The sequence below is a fragment of the Mesorhizobium kamtschaticum genome (genome assembly GCF_056174585.1).
The window spans coordinates 6,125,132-6,147,741 of the sequence record NZ_CM149691.1 but is presented as its reverse complement, the minus strand read 5'-3'; the positions used below and the strand labels follow the sequence as shown (position 1 = coordinate 6,147,741).

General features: G+C 61.8%; 25 protein-coding genes. 16 read left to right on the top strand and 9 right to left on the bottom strand.

Annotated elements, in window-relative coordinates; genetic code table 11:
• The first annotated feature begins 15 nt into the window (after positions 1–15).
• From AC0V7N_RS30655 to AC0V7N_RS30645, 3 genes are all read left to right on the top strand, one after another.
• The gene (locus AC0V7N_RS30655; protein WP_475451912.1) at positions 16–1,443 is read left to right on the top strand and encodes an aldehyde dehydrogenase family protein; all 1,428 of its coding nucleotides are present in this window, start codon (positions 16–18) and stop codon (positions 1,441–1,443) included.
• Between the two features lie 152 nt (positions 1,444–1,595).
• Positions 1,596–2,213 (top strand): 2'-5' RNA ligase family protein, encoded by a 618-nt coding sequence (locus tag AC0V7N_RS30650; protein ID WP_475451911.1) that lies wholly within the window; start codon positions 1,596–1,598, stop codon positions 2,211–2,213.
• Positions 2,214–2,340: 127 nt separating this feature from the next.
• A complete protein-coding gene (locus AC0V7N_RS30645; RefSeq protein ID WP_475451910.1) occupies positions 2,341–2,694 on the top strand; it encodes a SnoaL-like domain-containing protein in 354 nt (117 codons plus the stop codon).
• A gap of 98 nt (positions 2,695–2,792) precedes the next feature.
• On the opposite strand, the gene AC0V7N_RS30640 is transcribed toward AC0V7N_RS30645, so the two are convergent.
• Together AC0V7N_RS30640 and AC0V7N_RS30635 are read right to left on the bottom strand one after the other, a co-directional pair.
• Complete coding sequence (locus AC0V7N_RS30640; RefSeq protein ID WP_475451909.1) at positions 2,793–3,272, bottom strand: SRPBCC family protein; 480 nt, start codon at positions 3,270–3,272, stop codon at positions 2,793–2,795.
• A complete protein-coding gene (locus tag AC0V7N_RS30635; RefSeq protein WP_475451908.1) occupies positions 3,269–3,625 on the bottom strand; it encodes an ArsR/SmtB family transcription factor in 357 nt (118 codons plus the stop codon). Before AC0V7N_RS30635 ends, AC0V7N_RS30640 begins: the two co-directional genes overlap by 4 nt.
• A 167-nt stretch (positions 3,626–3,792) precedes the next feature.
• On the opposite strand from AC0V7N_RS30635, the gene AC0V7N_RS30630 reads away from it, so the two are divergent.
• A complete protein-coding gene (locus AC0V7N_RS30630; RefSeq protein ID WP_475451907.1) occupies positions 3,793–4,143 on the top strand; it encodes an ArsC family reductase in 351 nt (116 codons plus the stop codon).
• Positions 4,144–4,582: 439 nt separating this feature from the next.
• Here the strand turns inward: AC0V7N_RS30630 and AC0V7N_RS30625 are convergent, their stop codons facing one another.
• From AC0V7N_RS30625 to AC0V7N_RS30615, 3 genes are read right to left on the bottom strand one after another with little or no spacing between them, the layout of a single operon-like run.
• Complete coding sequence (locus AC0V7N_RS30625) at positions 4,583–4,939, bottom strand: DUF488 domain-containing protein (RefSeq protein ID WP_475451906.1); 357 nt, start codon at positions 4,937–4,939, stop codon at positions 4,583–4,585.
• Between the two features lie 18 nt (positions 4,940–4,957).
• Complete coding sequence (locus AC0V7N_RS30620) at positions 4,958–6,214, bottom strand: aminopeptidase (protein WP_475451905.1); 1,257 nt, start codon at positions 6,212–6,214, stop codon at positions 4,958–4,960.
• Complete coding sequence (locus AC0V7N_RS30615) at positions 6,211–7,203, bottom strand: LysR substrate-binding domain-containing protein (RefSeq protein ID WP_475451904.1); 993 nt, start codon at positions 7,201–7,203, stop codon at positions 6,211–6,213. Before AC0V7N_RS30615 ends, AC0V7N_RS30620 begins: the two co-directional genes overlap by 4 nt.
• A gap of 96 nt (positions 7,204–7,299) precedes the next feature.
• On the opposite strand from AC0V7N_RS30615, the gene AC0V7N_RS30610 reads away from it, so the two are divergent.
• From AC0V7N_RS30610 to sbmA, 3 genes are all read left to right on the top strand, one after another.
• Positions 7,300–7,524, top strand: a complete 225-nt coding sequence (locus tag AC0V7N_RS30610) for a hypothetical protein (protein ID WP_475451903.1) — start codon at positions 7,300–7,302, stop codon at positions 7,522–7,524.
• Positions 7,525–7,640: 116 nt separating this feature from the next.
• Positions 7,641–8,798: a YbfB/YjiJ family MFS transporter gene (locus AC0V7N_RS30605; protein ID WP_475451902.1), complete on the top strand. Its 1,158-nt coding sequence runs from the start codon at positions 7,641–7,643 to the stop codon at positions 8,796–8,798.
• Between the two features lie 114 nt (positions 8,799–8,912).
• Positions 8,913–10,175: a peptide antibiotic transporter SbmA gene (gene sbmA / locus AC0V7N_RS30600; RefSeq protein WP_475451901.1), complete on the top strand. Its 1,263-nt coding sequence runs from the start codon at positions 8,913–8,915 to the stop codon at positions 10,173–10,175.
• 26 nt (positions 10,176–10,201) lie between these two features.
• On the opposite strand, the gene AC0V7N_RS30595 is transcribed toward sbmA, so the two are convergent.
• Entirely contained in the window at positions 10,202–11,209 is a 1,008-nt protein-coding gene (locus AC0V7N_RS30595; RefSeq protein WP_475451900.1) for a polysaccharide deacetylase family protein, read from the bottom strand.
• A 217-nt stretch (positions 11,210–11,426) separates the two neighbouring features.
• Here AC0V7N_RS30595 and AC0V7N_RS30590 point away from each other — a divergent pair, with 217 nt between their 5' ends.
• Entirely contained in the window at positions 11,427–12,092 is a 666-nt protein-coding gene (locus AC0V7N_RS30590; RefSeq protein ID WP_475451899.1) for a tetratricopeptide repeat protein, read from the top strand.
• 63 nt (positions 12,093–12,155) lie between these two features.
• Complete coding sequence (gene der / locus AC0V7N_RS30585; RefSeq protein WP_475451898.1) at positions 12,156–13,595, top strand: ribosome biogenesis GTPase Der; 1,440 nt, start codon at positions 12,156–12,158, stop codon at positions 13,593–13,595.
• An 18-nt stretch (positions 13,596–13,613) separates the two neighbouring features.
• On the opposite strand, the gene AC0V7N_RS30580 is transcribed toward der, so the two are convergent.
• Positions 13,614–14,531 carry a LysR substrate-binding domain-containing protein gene (locus tag AC0V7N_RS30580; RefSeq protein WP_475451897.1) on the bottom strand — a complete coding sequence of 306 codons (918 nt, stop codon included), beginning with the start codon at positions 14,529–14,531 and terminating at the stop codon, positions 13,614–13,616.
• A 120-nt stretch (positions 14,532–14,651) separates the two neighbouring features.
• On the opposite strand from AC0V7N_RS30580, the gene AC0V7N_RS30575 reads away from it, so the two are divergent.
• Positions 14,652–15,953, top strand: coding sequence for an MFS transporter (locus AC0V7N_RS30575; protein WP_475451896.1), 1,302 nt, complete (start codon positions 14,652–14,654; stop codon positions 15,951–15,953).
• Between the two features lie 5 nt (positions 15,954–15,958).
• Here AC0V7N_RS30575 and AC0V7N_RS30570 read toward each other — a convergent pair whose 3' ends face one another.
• Positions 15,959–17,152 (bottom strand): acyltransferase family protein, encoded by a 1,194-nt coding sequence (locus AC0V7N_RS30570; RefSeq protein ID WP_475451895.1) that lies wholly within the window; start codon positions 17,150–17,152, stop codon positions 15,959–15,961.
• Positions 17,153–17,418: 266 nt separating this feature from the next.
• Between AC0V7N_RS30570 and AC0V7N_RS30565 the strand changes: the two genes are divergently transcribed.
• The 6 genes from AC0V7N_RS30565 to AC0V7N_RS30540 all read left to right on the top strand — a co-directional run bounded on the left by AC0V7N_RS30565 (position 17,419) and on the right by AC0V7N_RS30540 (position 21,515).
• Entirely contained in the window at positions 17,419–18,603 is a 1,185-nt protein-coding gene (locus AC0V7N_RS30565) for a cell wall hydrolase (RefSeq protein ID WP_475451894.1), read from the top strand.
• Positions 18,604–18,858: 255 nt separating this feature from the next.
• Positions 18,859–19,266 carry an AtpZ/AtpI family protein gene (locus AC0V7N_RS30560; protein WP_475451893.1) on the top strand — a complete coding sequence of 136 codons (408 nt, stop codon included), beginning with the start codon at positions 18,859–18,861 and terminating at the stop codon, positions 19,264–19,266.
• A 56-nt stretch (positions 19,267–19,322) separates the two neighbouring features.
• Complete coding sequence (locus tag AC0V7N_RS30555) at positions 19,323–20,081, top strand: F0F1 ATP synthase subunit A (protein WP_475451892.1); 759 nt, start codon at positions 19,323–19,325, stop codon at positions 20,079–20,081.
• A 67-nt stretch (positions 20,082–20,148) separates the two neighbouring features.
• On the top strand, positions 20,149–20,373 hold the full coding sequence (locus AC0V7N_RS30550; protein WP_140611028.1) for a F0F1 ATP synthase subunit C: 225 nt from the start codon (positions 20,149–20,151) through the stop codon (positions 20,371–20,373).
• Between the two features lie 58 nt (positions 20,374–20,431).
• Positions 20,432–21,013 carry a F0F1 ATP synthase subunit B gene (locus AC0V7N_RS30545; protein ID WP_475451891.1) on the top strand — a complete coding sequence of 194 codons (582 nt, stop codon included), beginning with the start codon at positions 20,432–20,434 and terminating at the stop codon, positions 21,011–21,013.
• A 10-nt stretch (positions 21,014–21,023) separates the two neighbouring features.
• Positions 21,024–21,515, top strand: coding sequence for a F0F1 ATP synthase subunit B (locus AC0V7N_RS30540; protein WP_475451890.1), 492 nt, complete (start codon positions 21,024–21,026; stop codon positions 21,513–21,515).
• Positions 21,516–21,763: 248 nt separating this feature from the next.
• Here AC0V7N_RS30540 and rnhB read toward each other — a convergent pair whose 3' ends face one another.
• The gene (rnhB, locus tag AC0V7N_RS30535; protein WP_475451889.1) at positions 21,764–22,459 is read right to left on the bottom strand and encodes a ribonuclease HII; all 696 of its coding nucleotides are present in this window, start codon (positions 22,457–22,459) and stop codon (positions 21,764–21,766) included.
• Positions 22,460–22,610 lie beyond the last annotated feature (151 nt).

The following is a 22,610-nucleotide window of genomic DNA, read 5'->3' as shown; positions in this document are numbered from 1 at the left end:
ATCGGAGTCTTCCCCGTGAGCAATCATCTCAATTTCTTCATCGACGGCAAATGGGTGGCGCCCGTGGTGCCGGCGACGCTTGATGTCATCGATCCGTCCACCGAAGAGGCCTACACCAAGATTTCCGTCGGCTCGAAGGCCGACGTCGACAAGGCTGTCGCCGCCGCCAAGGCAGCCTTCCCATCCTTCTCGCAGACCAGCAAGGCCGAGCGCCTGAAGCTGTTGAAGCGCATTCTCGAAGTCTACAACGAACGCTTCGAGGACATCGCTCAGGCCGTAAGTCAGGAGAATGGTTCGCCCATCACCTGGGCGCGCGAGGCGCAGGCCTGGGCGGGCAGGGCGCATATGGAAGCCACTATTCATGCGCTGGAGGATTATGAATTCCAGGAGAAGCGCGGCGGCACCATGGTGGTCAAGGAACCGATCGGCGTCTGCGCGCTGATCACGCCGTGGAACTGGCCGCTCAACCAGATCGTCTGCAAGGTGGCGCCGGCCATCGCGGCCGGCTGTACCGTGGTGCTGAAGCCTTCGGAGATCGCGCCGATCAGTGGCATCGTCTTTTCAGAGGTGATGGAAGCGGCCGGCACGCCGAAGGGCGTCTACAACATGATCAACGGCACGGGTCCGGATGTCGGCCAGATCATGGCCGGCCATCCTGATGTCGACATGGTGTCCTTCACCGGCTCGACCCGCGCCGGCATCATCGTCGCCAAGACGGCGGCCGAGACGGTCAAGCGCGTGGCGCAGGAACTCGGCGGCAAGTCGGCCAACATCGTGCTGCCCGACGCCGATTTCGAAACGGCGGTGCGTAAGGGCGTTGAGGGTTGCTTCGGCAACAGCGGCCAGTCCTGCGATGCGCCGACCCGCATGCTGGTACCGGCCGCCCGTCACGACGAGGCGCTCGCCATTGCCAAGAAGGCGGCCGAAGCACACAATGTCGGCGATCCGCGCAATGAACAGACCAAGCTTGGCCCGGTCGTCAGCGAGCTCCAGTTCAACAAGATCCAGCGGCTGATCGAAGCCGGCATCAAGGAAGGCGCCACGCTGGTCACCGGCGGCCCCGGCCGGCCGGAACACCTCAACCGCGGCTACTATGTGCGCCCAACCGTGTTCGGTCACGTCACCCCGGGCATGACCATCGAGAAGGAAGAAATCTTCGGCCCGGTGTTGTCGGTGATTTCCTACAATGACGATGACGACGCCGTGAAGATCGCCAACGACACGGTCTACGGCCTCGCCGCCTATGTGCAGTCCGGTGACATCGACCATGCGCGAAAGGTGGCAGGACAGCTGCGTGCTGGGCAGGTCTCGATCAACTATCCGGAATGGGACACGTTCGCACCGTTCGGCGGCTACAAGCAGTCGGGCAATGGCCGCGAATACGCCGACTGGGCGATCCACGATTTCCTGGAGGTCAAGGGCATCATCGGTTACGGGGCGTAGGGTTCGAGAGCCCTGCTCGGAAGGGCTCCCTCACTCTTGATGAAACAGGCGCTGATGCGGAGAGCATCAGCGCCTGTTTCGTTTTCACTTGATTTGTTCACTTTTTGTTCTATGGTTCCCGACTGGATTCAATTTGCCGAACGAGTTCCGTCATGAGTAGGCAACCTGCATTCGCAAAGAATGGTCAGACCTCTTTCCCATTTGAGGAACCGAGTCCGGTCCGGGAGCCGCATCTGTTCTACGCATTCCTGGTCGAAGCCCCGGTTAACGAGATGCTGCGGCGTAGGGCCGAGCACTACAATCAGGGGCTGGGGTTGCGAGGGTGGCTGACGCCAACCGATCAAATCCACATAACCCTGATGGGCCTTGGCGACGGCAAACAGAAGCGTGTGGTGGAGATCGCGCGCCATGTCGGCTTGCTGATACAGGCCGCGCCATTCGATGTTTGCTTCGATCGCCTGTCGGCTTTCGGTGGCGGGGCGCTGGTGTTTCGCAGCAGCAACCATTCGCCGGCCCTGCAAGCCTTCTGGCGCAAGCTCTCTGCTGTAATCGACGACAGCCCGCTGCAGCCGTTCGTCACGAGCTCGTTGGAGCCACATGTTACGCTGCTTCGTGACAGACGAGGCGTGCCGAAAGTGCGGGAGCAGATTGTTGAGCCGATGTCCTGGACGGTGCGCAGCTTTGCGCTGATCCGCAGCTATCAGGGCGAATACGAATGTCCAGCGATCTGGCAATTGACCGGCCAGGACGATTCCATGGCCGGCATGTGAGAAATCGTCGTCACATAGCTGCGCTATATCAATCGTCCTGACACGGCTTGTCAGCTAACGTGCGGCCCAGCGGTGGCAGGGCAGCAAGCGGTCCCCTACTTGGGGTACGTCTGAACAGGAGGAACACATGTCAATTGCAGATATTGCCAAGGATTTCACCGAGCTGCTCCAGCAGGGTGATCATGCCGGTGCTGGCGAGAAATACAACGCCGACGATATCGTCAGCTACGAAGCCATGGAAGGGCCAATGGCCGTGGCCCGTGGCAAAGAGGCTCTCAAGCAAAAGGGCCAATGGTGGCAAGAGAACCACGAAGTCCACGGTGGCTCGGTCGAGGGCCCCTATGTCAACGGCGACCAGTTCGCCGTGCGCTTCAAGTTCGACATAACGCCCAAGGCCACCGGCGAGCGTGTCACCATGGATGAAGTCGGCCTGTATACGGTCAAGAACGGCAAGATCACGGAAGAGCGTTTTTACTACTGAGGCCGGAAAGTCCCCTTTCTCGGAGTCTGCTCTCTCCGCTGCAAGGTCGAAAAACAAGCATGGCGGCCGGGGCAATGCCCTGGCCGCCAGTGATAGACTCAAATCGTCTTCACATACTTGGCGAGCTGGTCGGCCACCGTGCCCCAGCCATCGAAGAAACCCATCTCTTCATGGTTGTTGCGGGTCGCCGCGTCGCGGTGGATGGCGGTGGCGGTGTAACGCGTGCCCCGGCCATCCGGCTGGAGGGAAATGACCGCGGTGATGAAGGGCTCGCCTGACGGCCGGTAGCCCGGCAGCAGCGCATCCGTCCACACCAGCCGCTCGTTCGGCACGATGTCGAGATAGCAGCAATGGCGATCGCTGACCTCCTTGCCGTCGGGCGACTGCATGCGTGTGCGGAACAACCCGCCTGGCTTGAGATCGATCTCGCAGTCGGTGATCAGCCATGGCTTGGGCGTGAACCATTGCCTGACATGCTCCGGCGTCGTCATGGCGCGCCATAGCAGTTCGCGCGGCGCGTCGAGCACGCGCTCCAGCACGAGGTCCAGCCTGGGATCCGGCTTGAAGGGATAGTTCATTTTTCCTGCTCCTTGAGGGTCATCACATAGGCGTCGAACTGGTCGAGGCGGCGCTCCCACAGCGTGCGCTGCTCGGCCAGCCAGTTCTCGGCGAGCTGCAGCGGCTCGGGCGCCAGTTGATAGGTCCTGGTGCGGCCGATCTTTTCCGAGCGCACCAGCCCGCAGCCTTCCAGCACCTTGAGGTGCTCGATGAAGGAAGGCAGCGCCATCTCGAAAGGCTGTGCCAGTTCGCTGACCGAGGCCGGACTGCGGTTCAGCCGCTCCACCACGCGGCGGCGCGTCGGATCGGCAAGCGCGCGGAAGATGCCATCGATGGGCGGCAGGCTCGGATTGGCGGTCTGGAGACTTGTCATGATCGATCCTGCGGCGCCGTCAAAAGCGGTTCGAAAATACTTAGGGAAATTCCTTAGTATCGGCAAGCCCGAAAATTCTGGCGATGCAGGGCTGGGCGCTGGCAAAGCGGGAAGGGCGGTTTTAGGCTGTGCGACGGATTCGACTGTCAGCCCAAGGGAAGCACGCTTTGACGATCACCATCTACGGCATCACCACCTGCGACACGGTCAAGAAGGCGCGCGTCTGGCTGGAAAGCCATGACGTGCCTTACCGTTTTCATGATTTTCGTGCGGAGGGACTGGACGCGAAGCGGCTGGATGGCTGGGTCGGCAAGGTCGGCTGGGAAAAGCTGCTCAACAAGGGCAGCACGACGTTCCGCGAGTTGGCTGACAAGGAAAAGCAAGGCCTCGATGAAAAGAAGGCCAAGGCGCTGATGCTGGCCAAGCCGACGATGGTCAAGCGGCCGGTGTTGGAGGTGGGGGACAGGGTTCTGGTTGGTTTCAAGCCGGATGTTTATGAGCTGGCGGTGGGGAAATAGAGCGGACCTTCACCTTCGCCCGTCGCGGGCCAGCGCCCCCCTCTGTCCTGCCGGACATCTCCCCCACGAGCAGGGCAATCGCATATGGAATTTCTGAGTCTTTGCAGCCACTTAGTGGCTGGGAGACACTTTTGCCGACGTTCGATCGCGGTATCGAACCCGAATCGGAGCAAGAACGGATCAGAATCAAATCGCGAACCGTCCGCGTCGACGATTTTCTTGGTATCCAGCCAAGTATCTGGAAAACCAAGAAAATCGCCATATGCGATTGCCCTGCCCCCACGAGGGGGGAGATTGGATGTCATCGTGGCCTTCGCCAATCAGCTACGCTGCAAGGGATCTGCGGCGCCGAAGCTGCCGATCTCCCCCCAAGTGGGGGAGATGTCCGGCAGGACAGAGGGGGGCGCTGTCCCGCCGGCCTCAGAAAGTTCCGGCCGCCTCAACCCTTCCCCTGCAAATATCCCGCCAGCGCCACCGCATTGTTATGCGCCTCGTCATGCGCGCCGTAGAGCAGCGTCACCTTGCCCTTACTTAGCAAGCCGCGCAGTTGCGCCACCGCCTCGCCATTCTCATCCAATTCGGCTCCGTATCGCTTCCGAAACTCCGCCCAGCGCGTCGGCTCGTGCCCAAACCATTTGCGCAAATCATCGCTCGGCGCGATCTCCTTGAGCCACAGCGCCAGCGCGGCATGCTCCTTGCTGACGCCGCGCGGCCAGATCCGGTCGACCAGCACCCGCTGCCCGTCCTCGGCAGCAGGTGCTTCGTAGACCCGCTTCACCGCGATGTCGAAGACCACCGAACCCTCCGCCTGCCCTCAGGCCCATTCGCCCTTGCGCATCACCGGCACCTTGCGGCCGTCCTTGTGGACGCCGTCAATGTCGATCTTGTCCGAGCCGATCATCCAGTCGATGTGGATAAAACTCTTGTTGCCGCCGCGCGTCGTGATCTCGTCCTGGCTGAGCGAAGCGCCGTTGACGAAACACTTCGAGTAACACTGGCCGAGCGCGATGTGGCAGGCAGCGTTCTCGTCGAACAGCGTGTTGAAGAACAAAAGGCCGCTGGCCGAGATCGGCGAGGAATGCGGTACCAGCGCCACTTCGCCGAGACGCCGCGACCCCTCGTCGGTGTCGAGCACTTTCTTCAAGACGTCCTCACCCTTCGAGGCCTTGGCCTCGACGATCCGGCCTTCCTCGAAACGCACCGAGATCTCGTCGATCAGCGTGCCCTGGTAGGACAGCGGCTTGGTCGAGGAGACATGGCCCTCGACCCGCCTGGCATGCGGCGTGGTGAAGACCTCCTCGGTCGGGATGTTGGGATTGCAGGTGATGCCGTTCTTGGCGGTCGAGGCGCCGCCCATCCATTCATGACCATCCGCGAGACCAACCGTCAGGTCGGTGCCCGGTCCGGTGAAATGCAGCGCATGGAAATTATGGCCGTTCAGCCATTCGGTGCGGCCGCGCAGCGCTGCATTGTGCGCCGTCCAGTTTGCGATGGGGTCTCCCACGTCGACTCGTGACGCCGCGAAGATGGCATCGGCGAGCTTCACCACCGCGACATCGTCGGCATCGCCGGGGAAAACCTGCTTGGCCCAGGCGAGGTCCGGATAGGCGACGATGTTCCAGTTGATGTCGAAGCCGGTGATCTTTTCCAGCGCCGGCTGGTAGGCCATCGAATTGGCCTTGTTGGCGCGCGCCACTTTGGCCGGATCCTGCGCCGACAACAGCGATGGATCCTCGCCGCGCACGGCAAGCCGGGCCGCATTGTTGGAAAAGGCCTTCGCCATGCCTTCATAGAGCCAACCGGCGGCGTGGTCGAAACCGACGTCCGCCCCGAAGCGGTAACGCGCCAGCGTCATTTCGTCGTCGTTGAAGATCGGCGTCACCAGACCGGCGCCCGCCTTGTAGGCGTGCTCGACGATGCGCCTGGTCAGCGGCAGGGCCGCGATCGACGAGGTCAGCACCAGATCCTGTCCGGGCTGCAATTGCAGCCCGACCTTGATGGCGACTTCCGCCAGCCTGTCGAGCTTCACCGGGTCGATCGTTGCGGAAACGCCGCGCGAATGTGTGGTCATGATCCTGCCTGCCGTCGTTGAATATCTGCTTCTACATAGACCGGCGCCACGGCGCTTTCCACCGCGATCGCGCCGGCGGGGCCTGTCGTCGCCGATCCGAACTGCGCCATCGTCGCCGCGATCTCTTCCTTGATCCAGGCCTTGAAGTCCCGGACCTTGCGGCTCTCCGCCCTGGCCGACGAGGTCACCAGCCAGTAGCCGAGACCGCTCTGGGCGCGGATGCCGAATGGCGCCACCAGCCGCCCGTCGGCCAGCGCATCCGCCGTCAGCAACTGCCAGCCCAGCATCACGCCATGGCCGGCAATGGCCGATTCCAGGCACAGCATCGGATCGGTGAAGCGCGCGCCCTTCTGGAAGGTGACGGGTGGAACACCGGCCGCCGTGAACCAGCTTTCCCAATTGATCATCGCCCGCTCGTCGGTGATGGCGCAGGTCTGGGCAAGGTCCTCGATCGATTGCAGTTTCCTGGCGATATCAGGCGAGCAGACTGGAAAGACCTCCTGCGCCAGGAGCAATTCCGCTCGCCCTTCTGGCCATTTGCCGTCGCCAAGCCGGATGGCGATGTCAACGTCGGAGCGGTCGAGATTGGTGAGCCGCACCGTAGCGTCGATGCGCAGCAGCACGTTGGGATGGCGGTCGAAGTGACGCGACAGCCTGGGCAGCAGCCATTTCGAGGCGAAGGCCGGTGCCACCGAAACGACCAACGTGCATTGCGTCGCCTCGTCGGCCAAGGCCACGGCCTGAGCAAGCTCGCGAAACCCCGTGCCGAGACGGGTCGCGAAGACGGCGCCGAATTCGGTCGGCACCAGACCGCTTGCCGTGCGCTCGAACAGCGCCTGGCCGAGCTGCTTTTCAGTGCGGCTTATCTGCTGGCTGACGGCACTGACGGAAACGTTGAGCTCGCCGGCGGCCGCCGCGAGTGATCCCAGACGGGCAACGGTTTCGACGGCGCGAAGGCCGTTGAGATGGACGCGGTTAAGCATGGCCATTTGAGATTTTCTAAACTGTTCCGTCTGAAATCTCAATTGAAAGACGCGCCGAAACGGCAGACTTTGTTGATGGGAGAGAGACCCGTGGAGCCGGAAATGTTAAGGATGCTGTCATCGCTTAAGGTTCTGTTCGCTGGGGGCACGCCCTATGAGCCGCGCTCGCAGAGCGATACGCAGACATGGCTTACCGATCCGCTTTCGCACCCCGTGCTGAACACCATGTCGGAGCGCGAACTTGGCGACGTGCCGTTCAGGCTGACGGCGCGGCGGACGGTGCACGAGACCACTTCGTGGCAAGCCGGTTTCGGTGGGCGCTGCTGAGCGGATCCCGCACCCTCCGGCTTAAGGAAAACTCGAGCTGGCGCGACACGCTGTAGGCCCACTGGCCCAACGAAAGGCGATTGTTTCAGCGATCCCTGCATTTATTGTGCGCTGCAATGACATCGGCCTCAACAGCGCTGCGCTTCACCGTCGCCGGCATGATTGCGATGGCCGTGGCCATGGGCATCGGCCGCTTCGTCTACACGCCGATCCTGCCCGGCATGATGGAAGAACTGCATCTGTCGCCGGCCAATGCCGGGTGGATCGCGTCTGCCAATTATCTCGGCTACCTCGTCGGCGCGTTTGTGGCGGCGGGCGGCTGGGCGCATGGCCGCGAGCGCCTGCTGATGCTGGGCGGTCTTGGCGCCAGCACCATACTTGCCGCCTTGATGGGACTGTCCGACACCATGGTCGCCTTTCTTGTCATCCGCTTTCTGGCCGGTCTGGCCAGTGCCTTCGTCATGGTTTTCATGGCCAGCATCGTTTTCAGCCATATCAATGCTGCCGGTCGCGGCGACCTGCAGGCCTGGCATTTTGGCGGCGTTGGCCTCGGCATCGCGATCTCCGCGGCGATGATGGCGGTGCTGGTCACCGAGCATGCCGGCTGGGCGGCGGGCTGGCTGTGGTCGGCGGCGATTTCGGCCTGTGGCTTCGTGGTCGTGGCGCTGCTGGCAAACGAAGGCCCGCTCGCCAGCGGCGAAGCCGTCCGTGAGTCGGCCCTGCCGAAAGACCGGTCGCTGATGAAGATGATCGTCGCCTACGGGCTGTTTGGCTTTGGCTATGTGGTGACGGCGACGTTCCTGGTCGCCATCGTGCGCCAAGGCGGCGGCAGCCGCGTCTTCGAAGCCATGGTGTGGATGGTCGCCGGCCTTGCGGGTTTTCCTTCGACCTGGCTGTGGCAGAAGATCGCCGGACGGATCGGGCTCTACGCCGCCTATGCGTTGGCGTGCTTCATCGAAGTCATCGGCGTCACCGCCAGCGTGGCGCTTGGCGGATATTCGGGGCCACTGCTTGGCGGTCTGCTGCTCGGCGGCACCTTCATTGCCATCACCGCGCTTGGCCTGCAGGCCGCCCGCCAGCAGGCGCCAAAGACACCCCGGCGCATCTTTGCGTTGATGACGGCCTCGTTCGGCCTCGGCCAGATCATCGGCCCGATCGCCGCTGGCCTTTTGGCGCAGGCGTCGGGGAATTTCTTCCTGGCTTCGATCGTCGCTGCGGCCATGCTGGTCGTGTCCGGCATCATCACATGGTCGGCCGCGCCAAAATCGCCATGATTTGTGGTCTTGCTCTGCACCGGGCATCGGGCAGGCATTTTCTTTCCCCCTAATGTGTGACTTTATGCCCGCCGAAGTCAGCTGATTTGCCCACCGAGCAAGGAATTCGCCACAGTGTTCGTATCCTTCTTCCCGCAGCCGAAGCTCTTTTTCTCTTCGGCCGCCCTCTGGAGCCTTGCGGCCGTTCTGTTCTGGTTTTTTGGGGGTGAACAGTTAGGCGCCGTTTTCGGTTTGCCGCCTTTGGCTGATGGCGTCGACAAGATCGTTGGTGTAGCGCTTTTTTGGTCAAAACCATTTTTGTGGTTCTACATATATTTTGCCGCTGTTGTTTTGATTTTTTATGGATTTTGGGCTTGGTATCGCCCGCATCCGTGGCAGAATTGGTCGATCCTTGGATCTTCCTTGATACTTTTTGTAATTTACTATCAGGTTCAGGTAAGCGTCGCGTTCAATGACTGGTATGGTCCATTTTACGACCTTATCCAGAAGGCATTGGGTACCCCGTTTTCCACGACGCCATGGGATTTCTACAGCCAGTTATTGACAATAATGTGGATTGCACTTCTGGCGGTCTTTATAGGGGTGCTTAACAGGTTTTTCGTAAGCCACTGGATATTCCGTTGGCGTACTGCGATGAACAATTATTACATGGATAACTGGGAAAAATTGAGACGCATCGAAGGCGCGTCGCAACGCGTGCAGGAAGATACGATGCGTTTTTCCACGACAATGGAAGATCTCGGCGTAAGCTTGGTTGGGTCGATCATGACGCTGATAGCGTTTCTGCCTGTGCTGCTGCACCTTTCTCGAGACGTGACAGAACTGCCCATCGTCGGTGTCGTGCCATACTCACTTGTCGTTGTAGCAATTCTCTGGTCACTCTTTGGAACGACCTTCCTAGCACTTGTTGGCATCAAGCTTCCCGGTTTAGAATTTCGCAATCAGCGTGTTGAAGCTGCTTATCGCAAGGAACTGGTTTATGGTGAAGACGACAGCGATCGCGCCCAGCCTCCTACAGTAGCGGAGCTATTTAGTCATGTCCGGAAGAATTATTTTCGCTTATACTTCCACTACGTCTATTTCAATGTAGCTAGGATATTCTATCTTCAGATTGATAACATTTTTCCTTATATCGTGCTTGTTCCCACGATGGTTGCAGGCAAGATCAAGCTCGGCGCTCTGAACCAAATCCTCAACTCTTTCGATCAGGTTCGATCTTCATTCCAATACCTGGTCAACTCCTGGCCAACGATCGTTGAGTTGCTCTCGATCTACAAGCGTCTGCGCGCCTTTGAAGCGACGATCCACGGTGAGCCGCTGCCCGCCATCGACAGACGTTTCATGGAACGTCAAGCTCAGGAAGGCGATCCAGCCTGATGTTTTCAGGGCAGCGGGTTGGCGGCTCAGCCGCCAACCGAGGCCTGCTTCTGGCTTCCATCCTGCCGCGAAACATAGTCGCGAAAACTGATGCATTCGACGTCTGATTTCACACAGACCTCGCCGGCAAAGCGCTCCAGCGCGTTCCAGTAGGCACCGTCATTCATCAGCGTGAAGTGGAAGCCGAGTTCCAGGGGAATGCGCTTGCCCTGATACTGCGCGTCGAAGGCGGCGCGGAAAGCCTGATAGGTCCGGTCCGCGAACTCGTCCGCCTTGCTCGGCCGTTCGAAGCCACCGGAGTGGCGGACATAGAGATTGTAATCCATGGCGATCACCGGCCTGGATTTCGGTCCTTCCGGAATCTGCGGCAGGGAAAAGCGGGTGATGCCGCCGACGGTCGGCGGCTGGGCAGGCCCCTGTGAAACGCCGCTGGCGTCGAACTGGTAGCCGGCGGCCGGCAGCGCCTCGTAGAGCCCTTTGCTCGTCGACAGATAGGGTGCGCGGAAACCGACCACCGCATGCCGCGCGAAATCGCGCCAGCCCTGCGGTTCAGGCGCAATGCCGTTGATCGCATAGGCGTTCTCGAGAATCTGCTTGAACGAGCCGAATTCCGTCAGCCAGTCGGCCTTGCTCCAGTCCTTGCCGTCGAAATGGCCGCAGGCATGGCTGGCGATGTCGTGGCCCTCGTGCGCGGCAAGGCCGATCTGCTCAAGTCGATCGGCCACCTCCTGTTTGGAAGCGGCAAAGCCGATGTTGGATTTGCCAGCTGTCTTGCCGGGCGCGGTGTATTCCTTGCGCGTCTCCGGCGACAGCAGGAAGACGCAGGAGAGAAAATAGGTGAAATGCGCGCCGGTGCGCTGCGCCAGAGCGCGGCTGCGCTTCCACTGCGAGATGTCGCGGGCGCTGTCGAACGAGATGATGACCACCTGCTTCGGTTTTGCTGGCATTGGTGGCGCGGGCGGATCGGCCAAGGCCGCGCCTGCGGTGGCGAGCGAGGCAAGCGAAAACGCAGTAACGCGGAACAAACAAGGCATCGGCAAACTTACGGGCTCCTGACGGTCAGCAAGCCGGCTATCCCCGAAATGTGGCGTGGGTGCGGTTGGCCCTTTCGTCCGTTTGCCCCGGGGCAAACATCCGTTTGCACCTGGGGATTAGGCGATTTTCCGCTTGAACCCCTTCCATGCCGACAAAATTTCGCTAAAACGCGGGCTCATGAACCGCCCCGGCCCGGGGCAAAAGTGGTTTTGATTGATGTCCGACGACAGTTTTATCCGTGAAGTCAACGACGAGATGCGTCGCGAGCAGGCGCAGAAGCTGTGGGACCGTTTCGGCCCGGCCTTGCTTGTCATCGCGATCCTGGTGGTGCTCGGCACCGCCGCTTTCGTCGGCTACCGCTATTGGGACGAGACGCGCGCCAACCGCTCCGGCGATGCTTTCTCGCAGGCCTTGAAGCTTGCCAATGACGGCAAGAACGACGATGCGCTGGCCGCGCTCGGTCAGTTGGAGAAGGATGGCTACGGCGCCTATCCGCTGCTTGCCCGCATGCGTGCCGCCACCGTCAAGGCGAGCAAGGGCGACACCGATGCCGCCGTCAAGGATTTCGACGACGTCGCCGCCGACACCGCCATTCCCCAGGGCATTCGCGACATGGCGCGGCTCCGGGCAGCGCTCCTGCTCGTCGATCACGGCTCTTTCGCCGACGTGTCCAGCCGCGTCGAGGCGCTGACATCGGACACCAACACGCTTCGCCACACGGCGCGCGAGGCGCTCGGCCTCGCCGCCTGGAAGGAAGGCAAGACCCAGGACGCGCTCAAACTGTTCGACCAGATCGCCGCCGATGACGGCGCCCCACGCAACACCCGCGAGCGGGCAACGCTGATGTCCGAGCTGATCCGCGGCTCGGGCAATGCCTCGTAAATGCATGTCGCCCAAAAGTGTGCAGCGGTTTTGGGAAAACGACATGCATGATTGTAGGACTGTATGACCTTCAAAGTCGCCATCATCGGCAGACCTAACGTCGGCAAATCGACCCTTTTCAATCGGCTGGTGGGAAGGAAGCTGGCGCTTGTCGACGACACGCCGGGTGTCACCCGCGATCGTCGCGTCCATGCCGCCAAGCTCTACGACCTGCATTTCGATGTCATCGACACCGCCGGTTTCGAGGATGCCGGCGCCTCGACCTTGCCCGGCCGCATGCGCGCCCAGACCGAGATCGCCATCCGCGAAGCCGATCTGATCTTCTTCACCATCGACGCCAAGTCCGGCCTGCTGCCCGACGACAGGACCTTCGCCGAGATCGTGCGCAAATCCGGCAAGCCGGTCGTGCTGGTCGCCAACAAGGCCGAGGCCAAGGGCGCGCAGGGCGGCATGCTGGAGGCCTGGGAGCTTGGGCTGGGCGAGCCGATCCCGGTTTCCGCAGAACATGGCCAGGGCATGCCCGATCTGCGCGACGCGGTCATTGGCGCCCTCGGCGAGGCGCGCGCCTTCGGTGAAGAGGAAGAGGGCGAAGACGACGAGATCGCCGCCACCGAGGTGCTGATCGGCGAGGACATTGCCGACCCTGACGCCGAGGAGGTGCATACTTACGACGACACCAAGCCGATGCGCATCGCCGTCGTCGGCCGCCCGAATGCCGGCAAGTCGACGCTGATCAATGCGCTGATCGGCGAGGAGCGGCTGCTGACCGGACCGGAAGCCGGCATCACCCGCGATTCGATCTCGGTCGACTGGGACTGGCATGGCCGCCGCCTGAAGCTGTTCGACACGGCCGGCATGCGCCGCAAGGCCAGGATCCACGAGAAGCTGGAAGTGATGTCGGTGCAGGATGGCTTGCGTGCCATCCGCTTTGCCGAGATCGTCGTCATCGTGCTCGACGCCACCATTCCCTTCGAGAAGCAGGATCTGCAGATCGCCGACCTGATCATCCGCGAGGGCAGGGCACCGGTGATCGCCTTCAACAAATGGGATCTGATCGATCATCCGCAGGAGCTGCTGGCGGAGCTGCGCGAGAAGACCGAGCGGCTGTTGCCGCAGGTGCGCGGCATCCAGGCCGTGCCGGTCTCGGCCGAGACCGGACGTGGGCTCGACAAGTTGATGGACGCGGTGCTGAGGACCCACAAGGTCTGGAACAGCCGTGTCTCGACTGGCAAGCTCAACCGCTGGCTCGAAGCCATACTGGCGCATCATCCGCCGCCCGCCGTCGCCGGGCGCCGGCTGAAGGTCAAATATGTCACCCAGGCCAAGACGCGCCCGCCAGGCTTCGTTGTCCAGTGCTCGCGGCCGGATGCGATGCCGCAATCCTATGTCCGCTATCTCTCCAACAGTCTGCGCGAGGCCTTCGACATACCGGGCGTGCCGATCCGCATCGCGCTGCGCACTTCGGACAATCCGTTCGCCGGCCGGGCCAAGAAGCGCGGCTGAGGCTCGACGCTCGTCCGATCAGGCGACCGCACGCAAGCTGGCGGCCCGCGCAGTGTCCGGCAATGCCTGTCGCGCCGCCTCCAGCAATATGTCGGCGAGGCGGGCCGCCACCGGCTCGGGTTCGGCATCCCGGCGATGCAGGTAGAGCGCCATCTTGGGCAGCGCCGGCAGACCGGCAATCTCCGGCGTCATCGCGCTGACGCTGGCCGGCAGGCCGATGTCGGTGCGGATCGTCAGCCCAAGTCCAGCGGCCACCGCCGCCCAGATGCCGCCGAGGCTCGGGCTGGAGAAGGCCATGCGCCAGGGCAGCCCGGCGCGGTCGAGCGTTTCCGTCGCCACCGTGCGCAACAGGCAGGGCGCTTCGAGCGCTACCAGCGGCAGCGGTTCGCCGTCGCGCAGGCTGGTCTCGATGCGCTTGGCCGGACCGATCCAGCGCATTGGGACATCGGCGACGTGCTCGCCGTAGGGCAGCGTCTGGCCGCAATGCCAGGCCAGCGCGATGTCGAGGCTGCCTGACATCACCCTTTCGGCAAGGTCGTGGCTGCGCGCTATCCTGGCTTCGATCTTGACCTTGGGGTGGGCGCGGGCAAAGCGGCCAAGAACATCGGGCAATACAGCCTCGCCGAAATCCTCCTGCAGGCCGAGCCGCACCCAGCCTTCCAGCTCAACGTCATGAATGGCCGCTGCCGCCTCGTCATTCAATTCGAGCAGCCGGCGCGCATAGCCGAGCATGGTCTCACCCGCCTCCGTCAAGGCCAGGCCGCGCCCCGCTTTGCGAAAGATCGGCGTCGCCGCCTGCTCTTCCAGTTTCTTCAACTGCGCGCTGACCGCCGAGGTCGAGCGGCCAAGCCGGTCGGCGGCCTTGGCAAAGCTGCCAAGCTCCATGCCGGTGACGAAACTGCGGAGAACGTCGAGGTCGAATGTCACGCGTTGCATAGGGAATGTCCTGTTTTTCAGGATCGATAGTCAAAAACTTCCTGATTTTAAGGATGAATTTATGGCGATAGAGAGATGCCGTCAAGGTCTGGGCCACTGGACCACCACGGGAATGAAACCATGTCCGCCATCGTCGACTGCGCCAACCAACAGCCAGCACAAATCCTGAAAGACAGCGGCGCCACCGGCAGGGTGTTCAGTCCCGGCCATCGTTGGAAAGTCCTGGGTATAGGCGTCGCCGCGAACGCTGGTTTTTCGGCCACGTTCTCCGGCATACCGGCAACGGCGGTGGTGCTTCGTCAGGGCTATCACCTGAGCAATGCAGAGCTTGGCTTGGCACTCGGCCTTCTCGGCTTGGGCGTTGCGCTCAGCGAACTGCCCTGGGGCTTGCTCACCGATCGCTGGGGCGATCGCCGCGTGCTTCTGATCGGGCTTGGCGCGACGGCGGCATGGCTGCTTGCCATGGCGATGCTCGTCGTGCCGACAAGGTCAGGCATTCCCGATGTCGCACTCCTCTCGGCAAGCCTGCTCGTCACCGGACTGCTCGGCGGCAGCGTCAATGGTTCGAGTGGCCGCGCCATAATGGGTTGGTTCCGGGAAAGCGAACGCGGCTTTGCCATGAGCATAAGGCAGACGGCGGTGCCGCTTGGCGGCGGCCTTGGCGCGCTCGTCCTGCCGTCCCTCGCTTCGGCCTACGGCTTTTCCGCTGTGTTCGCGCTGCTGGCGGGCGCCTCCGCTCTTTCCGCTCTGTTTGCCTGGCGTTGGCTGCACGAACCGCCGACGGCGGGTCATGTCGTTTCGTCGGCTGCGGCCGGACCGGCGCCGCTGCGCAACATCGAGGTCTGGCGCATCGCAACCGCCATCGGCCTGCTCTGCTTCCCGCAAGTGGCGGTGCTCACTTTCGCATCGGTGTTCCTGCATGACTTCGCCGGGCTGGGGACGGCAGCGATCAGCGCGAGCCTCGCCGCGGTGCAGGTCGGCGCCATGGTCATGCGCGTCTGGAGCGGCCGCTTCACCGACCGCCATGGCAATCGCCGCCAGTTTCTGCGCGCATGCAGTGCGCTCAGCGGGCTGGCCTTCGCTGTGCTTTGGCTGATGGTCCAGGCCAGCCCCGCCATGCCTGGCGGCCAGTCCTTCCTGATCGCTGTCCTTCCCTTGGTACTGATTGTCGCGGGCATCTCGGTGTCCGCCTGGCACGGCGTCGCCTATACCGAGCTTGCCACGCTTGCCGGCGCCGGCCATGTCGGAACCGCGCTCAGTCTTGCCAACACCTTCGTCTTCGTCGGCTTCTTCCTGGTGCCGGTGGCCATTCCAGGGTTGCTGCACCTCTGGTCATGGTCCGGCGTCTGGCTGTCGGCCGCCATCTGCGCGCTGATCGCGTGGCCGATCTTTCTGCGGCCGGTCGCACGCGGATCAGCCTGAGACAGTCAAACCAAGGCAGCCAGTGGCATATGCTGGGATGAAGGTGCGCGCCTGGACATCGGAAACCGCCGTTTGGCCCAGGCGATGGCGGGTTTTTCTGCCGTTCGATGGAGGATGACTGAAAGGCCAAGGCTCAATATCGCTGCCGAAATTGTGGCCGCTATTGGACCGTAGTGCTTATCGAACTCGTAGTTGTAGGCCATGTTGAAAACGACGATTTGATGAATCATGTAAAATGCGAAACTGATCTCACCGCAGAAAATCAACGGGCGGCAAGATAGAACGCGCGTCACCACGCCGGATTGGTGCGCAAAGACATAGACCATGGCAGCGAACACCGGATACATCCCATATTCGCGGTACGCGACAGACGCCATGACCGATGCGTGATTGGCGAAGAATTGCGTGATCTCGTCATGCACGCCGGCATAAAGCACCAGGCTGGCGATTGCCGCAATTTGAGCGGACCCCAACCAGCCGGCGGGAATGCGTCGAAGTCTGAACAATTGATAGATGGCTATCCCCGACAGGAATTCCACCATGCGCAGAGGCGGAAAAAGTTGAACGAACGATGCGTCCGTAACGTAGAAATCCAGCCACGGTCGTTCGGAAGAAGGCGGAAATACCGGACCGGGCAAAACCACCGTGAACGCAAGCAGGCCGAGGACGGCAAGGGTCCAGCCGCAGATCACCAGCATGATCTGGTTTGGCCTCAGGATCAGAATGAACGGCAGGAGAAGGTAGAAGAATAACTCGACCGATATCGACCATGAGACGCCATTGTAGGCGTAGGCCGTGCCGTAGGTCGGAATCCATGAGCTCTGGAGCGTCGTTGTCAGATAGGCGGTGAGAAGGCTTGCCGGTTCATGAAGCGTCACCAGGGCAAAAAAGGAACACAGCATGTGAACGGGCCAGAGCCTGAAAAATCTCTGGAAGACAAAGTGTCTTACATCGCGCCAGTCAAAGAAACGCCCTGCGAAACTGTAGGACAACACGAATCCCGACAGGACAAAGAAGAACGAGACGGCGCATTCCAGATCCATGTTCCGGATGGATTGCGACGCATCGATTCCAAACACCTTTAGATGATGGATGAATATCGATAGGGCCGCAAAAGCCCGCAGGGCCGTCAAATTATGAAGCTGGGGGCGTCCGGGTGGCTCTATCGAGTCCACGCCGTTTGCGGTTGTAGTGTCCACGACCGTTGCCTCGTCGCTCGGCTTGCGCGGCCGCTGTTTCGAACCGCTCCATTGTGATGGTTGGAATATGGATATCCGGTTAAGGCCGGTTCCGGGAACGCGGATCGGCGGGTGTTCCGTCGCCATCCCGCCGCAAAACCGCCCGACTTCGAAATCACGACCTTGAGCCGACTGAGAAAACCCGATCGATCCCGTTAACGTCCCATCAAGGTTAATGCATCATTTTGCTCTCCAGTGGGGTCAGTGGCGTTCCTGGAGAGTGTTCCGTGCATCGACGTGTGTTGAAGCGGCTTGTTGCCGCCGCCGGTGAGAAGAAACGCAGCCTCGTATCTCCGCTCATCATCGGCCTCGGCATCTGGATCGGCTTCCCGACCGTCGCCGCCTACCAGGACATGACCAGCCTCGTTTCCGGCCTCGAATCGCCGACCGCGCGCTGGAATTCCTATGTCGAGCGATCCGTCGCCGGCTCGACCCATGCCGCCGAGATGCCGTTCGTCGATTCCGACGTCACCGGCTCGATCTCCGGATCGGGTATTCACCTGGCCGGCGTCGGCAACGTGTCGTTTCGCGGCAAGGGTGGCAAGGTCAGCGGCTCGCCCGACGAGGATCGCGTGGTGCGCGCCGACAAGAAGGGCCGCATCGTTCAGATGTCTCCTGTTGCACCGCCGAAGAACTTCAACGCCGGGTCGATCTTCCAGCGGACCTCTTCCTTGATGCGGCCGAGCATGGACGGCGACCTGAAGATGGCTTTCGCCAAGCCTCAGATCAAAGGCAAGGAAATCCAGATCGCCGCTGCGTTCCATGCGCGTGAGGACAAGAAGCCGGATCCCGGCGTGCCGTCCTTGCTCGCCGCCCTGGTCAATAACGATCATCCGGATGTGCTGGCGACAGCCTATGCGCAATCCGAGCCGGATTATGCCAAGGCCTCGCCCTTCGAAGTTCTGCTTCAGGATGAAGAGCCCAACAATGGCCGGTTCATTCCGCCGATGGCCAAGGGCGACCATTGGTGGATCCAGAACCCGCTGCCAGAGAGCGTCTTCTCCAAGCCCGAGCAAAAATGCCTGGCCAACGGCATCTATTTCGAGGCGAGGAGCGAATCCGTGCGCGGCCAGGCTGCCGTTGCCCAGGTCATCCTCAATCGCGTCCGCAATCCGGCCTATCCGAACTCGATCTGCGGCGTCGTCTACCAGAACGACAGCTGGTTCAACCGTTGCCAGTTCTCCTTCGCTTGCGACGGCAGGAAGAAGCGCATTGATAGCCCCGTCGCCTACAAGACCGCGCAGGACATCGCCATGGCGGTCACGGCCGGCAAGATATTCATCCCGGAGGTCGGATCGTCGACCCATTATTATGCCCAATATGTCCATCCGGGCTGGGCGCGCACCATGCAGAAGATGACCAAGATCGGCCTGCATATCTTCTACCGCACCTATGGCGGCGGCTGGAGCTGAGGTTCGTCGGTCGCTGGTCTTTTCCATCGACCACAGGCTCGATCAGCGAGCCATTGCCAGGGGGATTCGCGCAACGTATCCCCATCATCGCGACGGGCACGATGTCGCACCTCTCTAATTGATTGATTTTATTGCCTAAAATACATGGCAATGAACTTCCACCCGTGGCTTGACGGGCGCAACCCCTCTAACTATGTTGCCGGCGACTTTAGAAGCGGACGGACGGTGACGGTCTGACCGGGCAGGGGGGTTGCGATGGCCGACAAGAATGGGCCAGACGGAACCGGAGAAACCGGCCGCGGCAAGCAGCATGAACCTGACATCCGCGACGACGATCTTGAGCGCCGTCGGCGTGAACTTGAAGCATCGCTTGCGACAAGGCTGCCGAACCGGCTTGAGGGGAAAGACGACGCGAAAGCGGGCAGTGCGGCCGGATATGGCCAGGCGGTCAAACTCTCCAGTGAATTTATCGCTGGCGTGGTGGTGGGCGCCGGCATCGGCTGGATCATCGACCGTATGGCGGGGACATCGCCGTTCGGTCTGATCGTTTTCCTGCTGCTTGGTTTTGGCGCCGGCGTGCTCAATGTCATGCGTTCCGCGGGCGTTGTGGCAGAATTCGGACAGGGCGATAAATCGCGCTCTGGCCGGGACGACAGCAAATAGCCGCTGACAGGCGGCAATGATAATTTGGCCGTACGCGGCATTGACGGGGTTAGAACGTGGCAGCTGACAAGGTCGATCCGATCCACCAGTTCCATATCATCAAGCTGATTCCGATTAACATCGGCGGCTATGACCTGTCCTTCACCAACTCTGCGCTATTCATGGTCGCGACCGTGGTCGTTGCCGCCGGATTCCTGTTCCTCACGACGTCGAGCCGCAGCCTGGTTCCTGGCCGGATGCAGTCGATCTCCGAGATGGCCTACGAATTCGTCGGCAACATGCTGCGCGACGCTGCCGGCACGCAGGGCATGAAGTTCTTCCCGTTGGTATTCTCGCTGTTCATGTTCGTGCTGGTCGCCAATCTGCTTGGCCTGTTCCCCTATTTCTTCACCATTACCAGCCACATCATCGTCACCTTCGGTTTGGCCATCCTGGTGATTGGCACCGTCATCGTCTACGGCTTCATGAAGCATGGCCTTGGCTTTCTAAAGCTGTTCGTGCCGAAAGGTGTGCCTCTCCTGATGATGGTGCTTGTCGTTCCGATCGAGGTGATTTCCTTCGTATCGCGACCGGTCAGCCTCTCTGTTCGTCTGTTCGCCAACATGCTCGCCGGCCACATCACGCTGAAGGTTTTTTCGGGATTTGTCGTCAGCCTGAGCGCGCTGGGTGCGCTTGGCATTGCGGGTTCGATCTTGCCACTGGCTATGGCGGTGGCGTTGACGGCGCTGGAGCTGCTAGTGGCGCTCTTGCAGGCTTACGTCTTTGCGGTGCTGACCTGCATGTATCTGAACGACGCCCTGCATCCTTCGCACTAATTAGAGTTTCCGGCATGGCTGCCGGATGGAATCGCAACGGAATTTTAGATCCAAAGGAGTTGAACAAATGGACGTGGAAGCAGCAAAGTACATCGGCGCCGGCATCGCTTGCCTGGGCATGGGTGGCGCGGGCATTGGCCTGGGCAACATCTTCGGCAGCTATCTCTCGGGCGCGCTGCGCAATCCGTCGGCTGCTGATGGCCAGTTCGGCCGTCTGATTTTCGGTTTTGCCGTGACCGAAGCGCTGGGCATTTTCTCCCTTCTCATCGCGCTTCTGGCACTGTTCAAGTAAGCCTTGCGCCATCTGGCCCGACGCCACGGCGTTCGGGTCTGAATTTCGGGGATAGTCCATGTTCGTGACATCTGCCTTTGCGCAAGAGTCCGCGCCTGCCACAACGGAAGGCGACACGCATTCCGGTACCGGCGTGCCTGCGGAAGCACACAGCGCGTTCCCGCCATTCGATCCTGCGACCTTCCCGTCGCAGCTTCTTTGGCTGGCGGTCACGTTCGGGCTGTTCTACCTCTTCCTGAAGCGGGTGGTGATGCCGCGTGTCGCTGGCATCATCGATGTCCGCAACGATCGCATCAGCCAGGATCTCGATCAGGCGAGCAAGTTGAAGGGCGAGGCCGACGCCGCTGTTGCTGCCTACGAGCAGGAACTGGCGGAGGCCAAGAAGAACGCCAACTCGATCGGCCAGCAGGCCGCGGATGCGGCCAAGGCGGAAGCCGAGACCGCACGCAAGAAGATCGAGGCCGCGCTCGACGAGAAGCTCGGCGAGGCCGAGGCTCGCATTTCGTCCATCAAGGCCGATGCCATGAAGGAAGTCGGCAGCATTGCCGAGGACACCGCTTCGGCAATCGTCGAGGCCCTGGTCGGCGGCAAGGCCAGCAAGGCCGAGATCGCGGCCGCGGTCAAATCCGTGGCCCGGTGAGGAGCGCATCATGGACGCTACATCTCTCGCAACGCTCTGGGCCACGATCGCCCTGATCATCTTCCTGGGCGTCGCCATCTACATCAAGGTGCCTGGCATGATCGCCAAGGCACTTGACGCCCGCGCCGCCAGGATCAGCAGTGAGCTCGACGAAGCCCGCAAGCTGCGTGACGAGGCCCAGCAATTGCTCGGCCAGTACAAGAAGAAGCGCAAGGAAGCCGAGCAGGAGGCTGCCGACATCGTTGCGGCGGCCAAGCGCGAAGCCGAAATGCTCGCCGCCGATGCGCATAAGAAGTCCGAAGACTACGTCGCCCGGCGCACCGCGCTTGCCGAACAGAAGATCGGTCAGGCTGAGCGTGACGCGGTCGCCGAAGTCCGCGCCAGCGCCGTCGACATCGCCGTCGAAGCCGCCCGCGCACTGCTGGCCGCCAAGGTCGACGTCAAGGCCGGAGCCGATCTGTTCAAGGCATCGCTTGCGGATGTGAAAGCCAAGCTGAACTGAGCTGAAAAAATTTGGAAATCAAAAAAAAGCCGCCCGGGCAACCTGGCGGCTTTTTTGTTGTAGCGCGGATAATCTCCCCCCTTGAGGGGGAGATGTCGCCGAAGGCGACAGAGGGGGTCGTTTCGACCGGACGCGACGCCCATGAGACGTTGAAGAAGAGGCTGGCGCTTCACGCTCGGCGACCCCCTCTGGCCTGCCGGCCATCTCCCCCTCAAGGGGGGAGATACCGCTCCGCCGCTTTCGCCAGCTCAGTCCAGTCCGGCCAAGCCGTCTTCCTCGACCACCTCAGCCCCGCCAAGCCTGAATGGCGCAAACGACACGCGGTGCAGTCGTGCCACCGGGCCATGCGCCTCGATCGCCGTGCGGTGACGGGCGGTGGCGTAGCCCATATGGACTTCGAAGCCGTAGCGGTCGTGGTGGCTGCCGCAACCACACATCATGCGGTCGCGCATCACCTTGGCGACGATCGAGGCGGCGGCGATCGATTGCGAGCGTTGGTCGCCCTTGATCAGCGCACGGCCGTCGCACGGCAGCCCCGGCGGCACGTCGCGTCCGTCGGCGAGTGCAAGCTTCGGCCGCACCGACAGTCCGACCAGGGCGCGGCGCATCGCCTCGAGGCTCGCCTTGAGGATGTTGCTGCCGTCGATGCCCTCGGCGCTGATCGAGGCCATCGAAACCGCCTGCGCGGAGCCAAGAATGCGCAGGAACAACGCCTCGCGCTGCAAATGGCTCAGACGTTTGGAATCGTCGAGGCCTTCGGGGATGTTGGCGGGGTCGAGCACAACAGCCGCGGCGACGACCGGTCCAGCCAGGGGGCCGCGGCCAGCCTCATCCATGCCGGCGACCGGCCACAGGCCTTCGGCCATCGCCTTCGTCTCGAAGGAGAAATCGGGTTTCTCGACGATTTCGAAGAGAAGCGGAGAATCGGAACGCGCGCGAGCCATGTTGCGGCGAGGTTCGCATTGGCTCCGATTCTCCGCAAGTCCCTCCGGGTCGGGTGGGGCGCCGGACCGGGAGGGCACCGTCTGCAGGCCGGGGCAGGCCGGACGGGATTTCTTGCCGTGTGGCAGGTCAGACCGCCACGGCGAATTGCAT

Bases quoted from the DNA above. Each gene is read 5' to 3' on its own strand.
- AC0V7N_RS30650 (WP_475451911.1), top strand. From the start codon at position 1,596: ATGAGTAGGCAACCTGCATTCGCAAAGAATGGTCAGACCTCTTTCCCA.
- AC0V7N_RS30645 (WP_475451910.1), top strand. From the start codon at position 2,341: ATGTCAATTGCAGATATTGCCAAGGATTTCACCGAGCTGCTCCAGCAG.
- AC0V7N_RS30640 (WP_475451909.1), bottom strand. From the start codon at position 3,272: ATGAACTATCCCTTCAAGCCGGATCCCAGGCTGGACCTCGTGCTGGAG.
- AC0V7N_RS30635 (WP_475451908.1), bottom strand. From the start codon at position 3,625: ATGACAAGTCTCCAGACCGCCAATCCGAGCCTGCCGCCCATCGATGGC.
- AC0V7N_RS30620 (WP_475451905.1), bottom strand. From the start codon at position 6,214: ATGACCACACATTCGCGCGGCGTTTCCGCAACGATCGACCCGGTGAAG.
- AC0V7N_RS30615 (WP_475451904.1), bottom strand. From the start codon at position 7,203: ATGGCCATGCTTAACCGCGTCCATCTCAACGGCCTTCGCGCCGTCGAA.
- AC0V7N_RS30610 (WP_475451903.1), top strand. From the start codon at position 7,300: ATGTTAAGGATGCTGTCATCGCTTAAGGTTCTGTTCGCTGGGGGCACG.
- AC0V7N_RS30605 (WP_475451902.1), top strand. From the start codon at position 7,641: ATGACATCGGCCTCAACAGCGCTGCGCTTCACCGTCGCCGGCATGATT.
- AC0V7N_RS30595 (WP_475451900.1), bottom strand. From the start codon at position 11,209: ATGCCTTGTTTGTTCCGCGTTACTGCGTTTTCGCTTGCCTCGCTCGCC.
- AC0V7N_RS30590 (WP_475451899.1), top strand. From the start codon at position 11,427: ATGTCCGACGACAGTTTTATCCGTGAAGTCAACGACGAGATGCGTCGC.
- der (WP_475451898.1), top strand. From the start codon at position 12,156: ATGACCTTCAAAGTCGCCATCATCGGCAGACCTAACGTCGGCAAATCG.
- AC0V7N_RS30580 (WP_475451897.1), bottom strand. From the start codon at position 14,531: ATGCAACGCGTGACATTCGACCTCGACGTTCTCCGCAGTTTCGTCACC.
- AC0V7N_RS30575 (WP_475451896.1), top strand. From the start codon at position 14,652: ATGTCCGCCATCGTCGACTGCGCCAACCAACAGCCAGCACAAATCCTG.
- AC0V7N_RS30560 (WP_475451893.1), top strand. From the start codon at position 18,859: ATGGCCGACAAGAATGGGCCAGACGGAACCGGAGAAACCGGCCGCGGC.
- AC0V7N_RS30550 (WP_140611028.1), top strand. From the start codon at position 20,149: ATGGACGTGGAAGCAGCAAAGTACATCGGCGCCGGCATCGCTTGCCTG.
- AC0V7N_RS30545 (WP_475451891.1), top strand. From the start codon at position 20,432: ATGTTCGTGACATCTGCCTTTGCGCAAGAGTCCGCGCCTGCCACAACG.
- AC0V7N_RS30540 (WP_475451890.1), top strand. From the start codon at position 21,024: ATGGACGCTACATCTCTCGCAACGCTCTGGGCCACGATCGCCCTGATC.
- rnhB (WP_475451889.1), bottom strand. From the start codon at position 22,459: ATGGCTCGCGCGCGTTCCGATTCTCCGCTTCTCTTCGAAATCGTCGAG.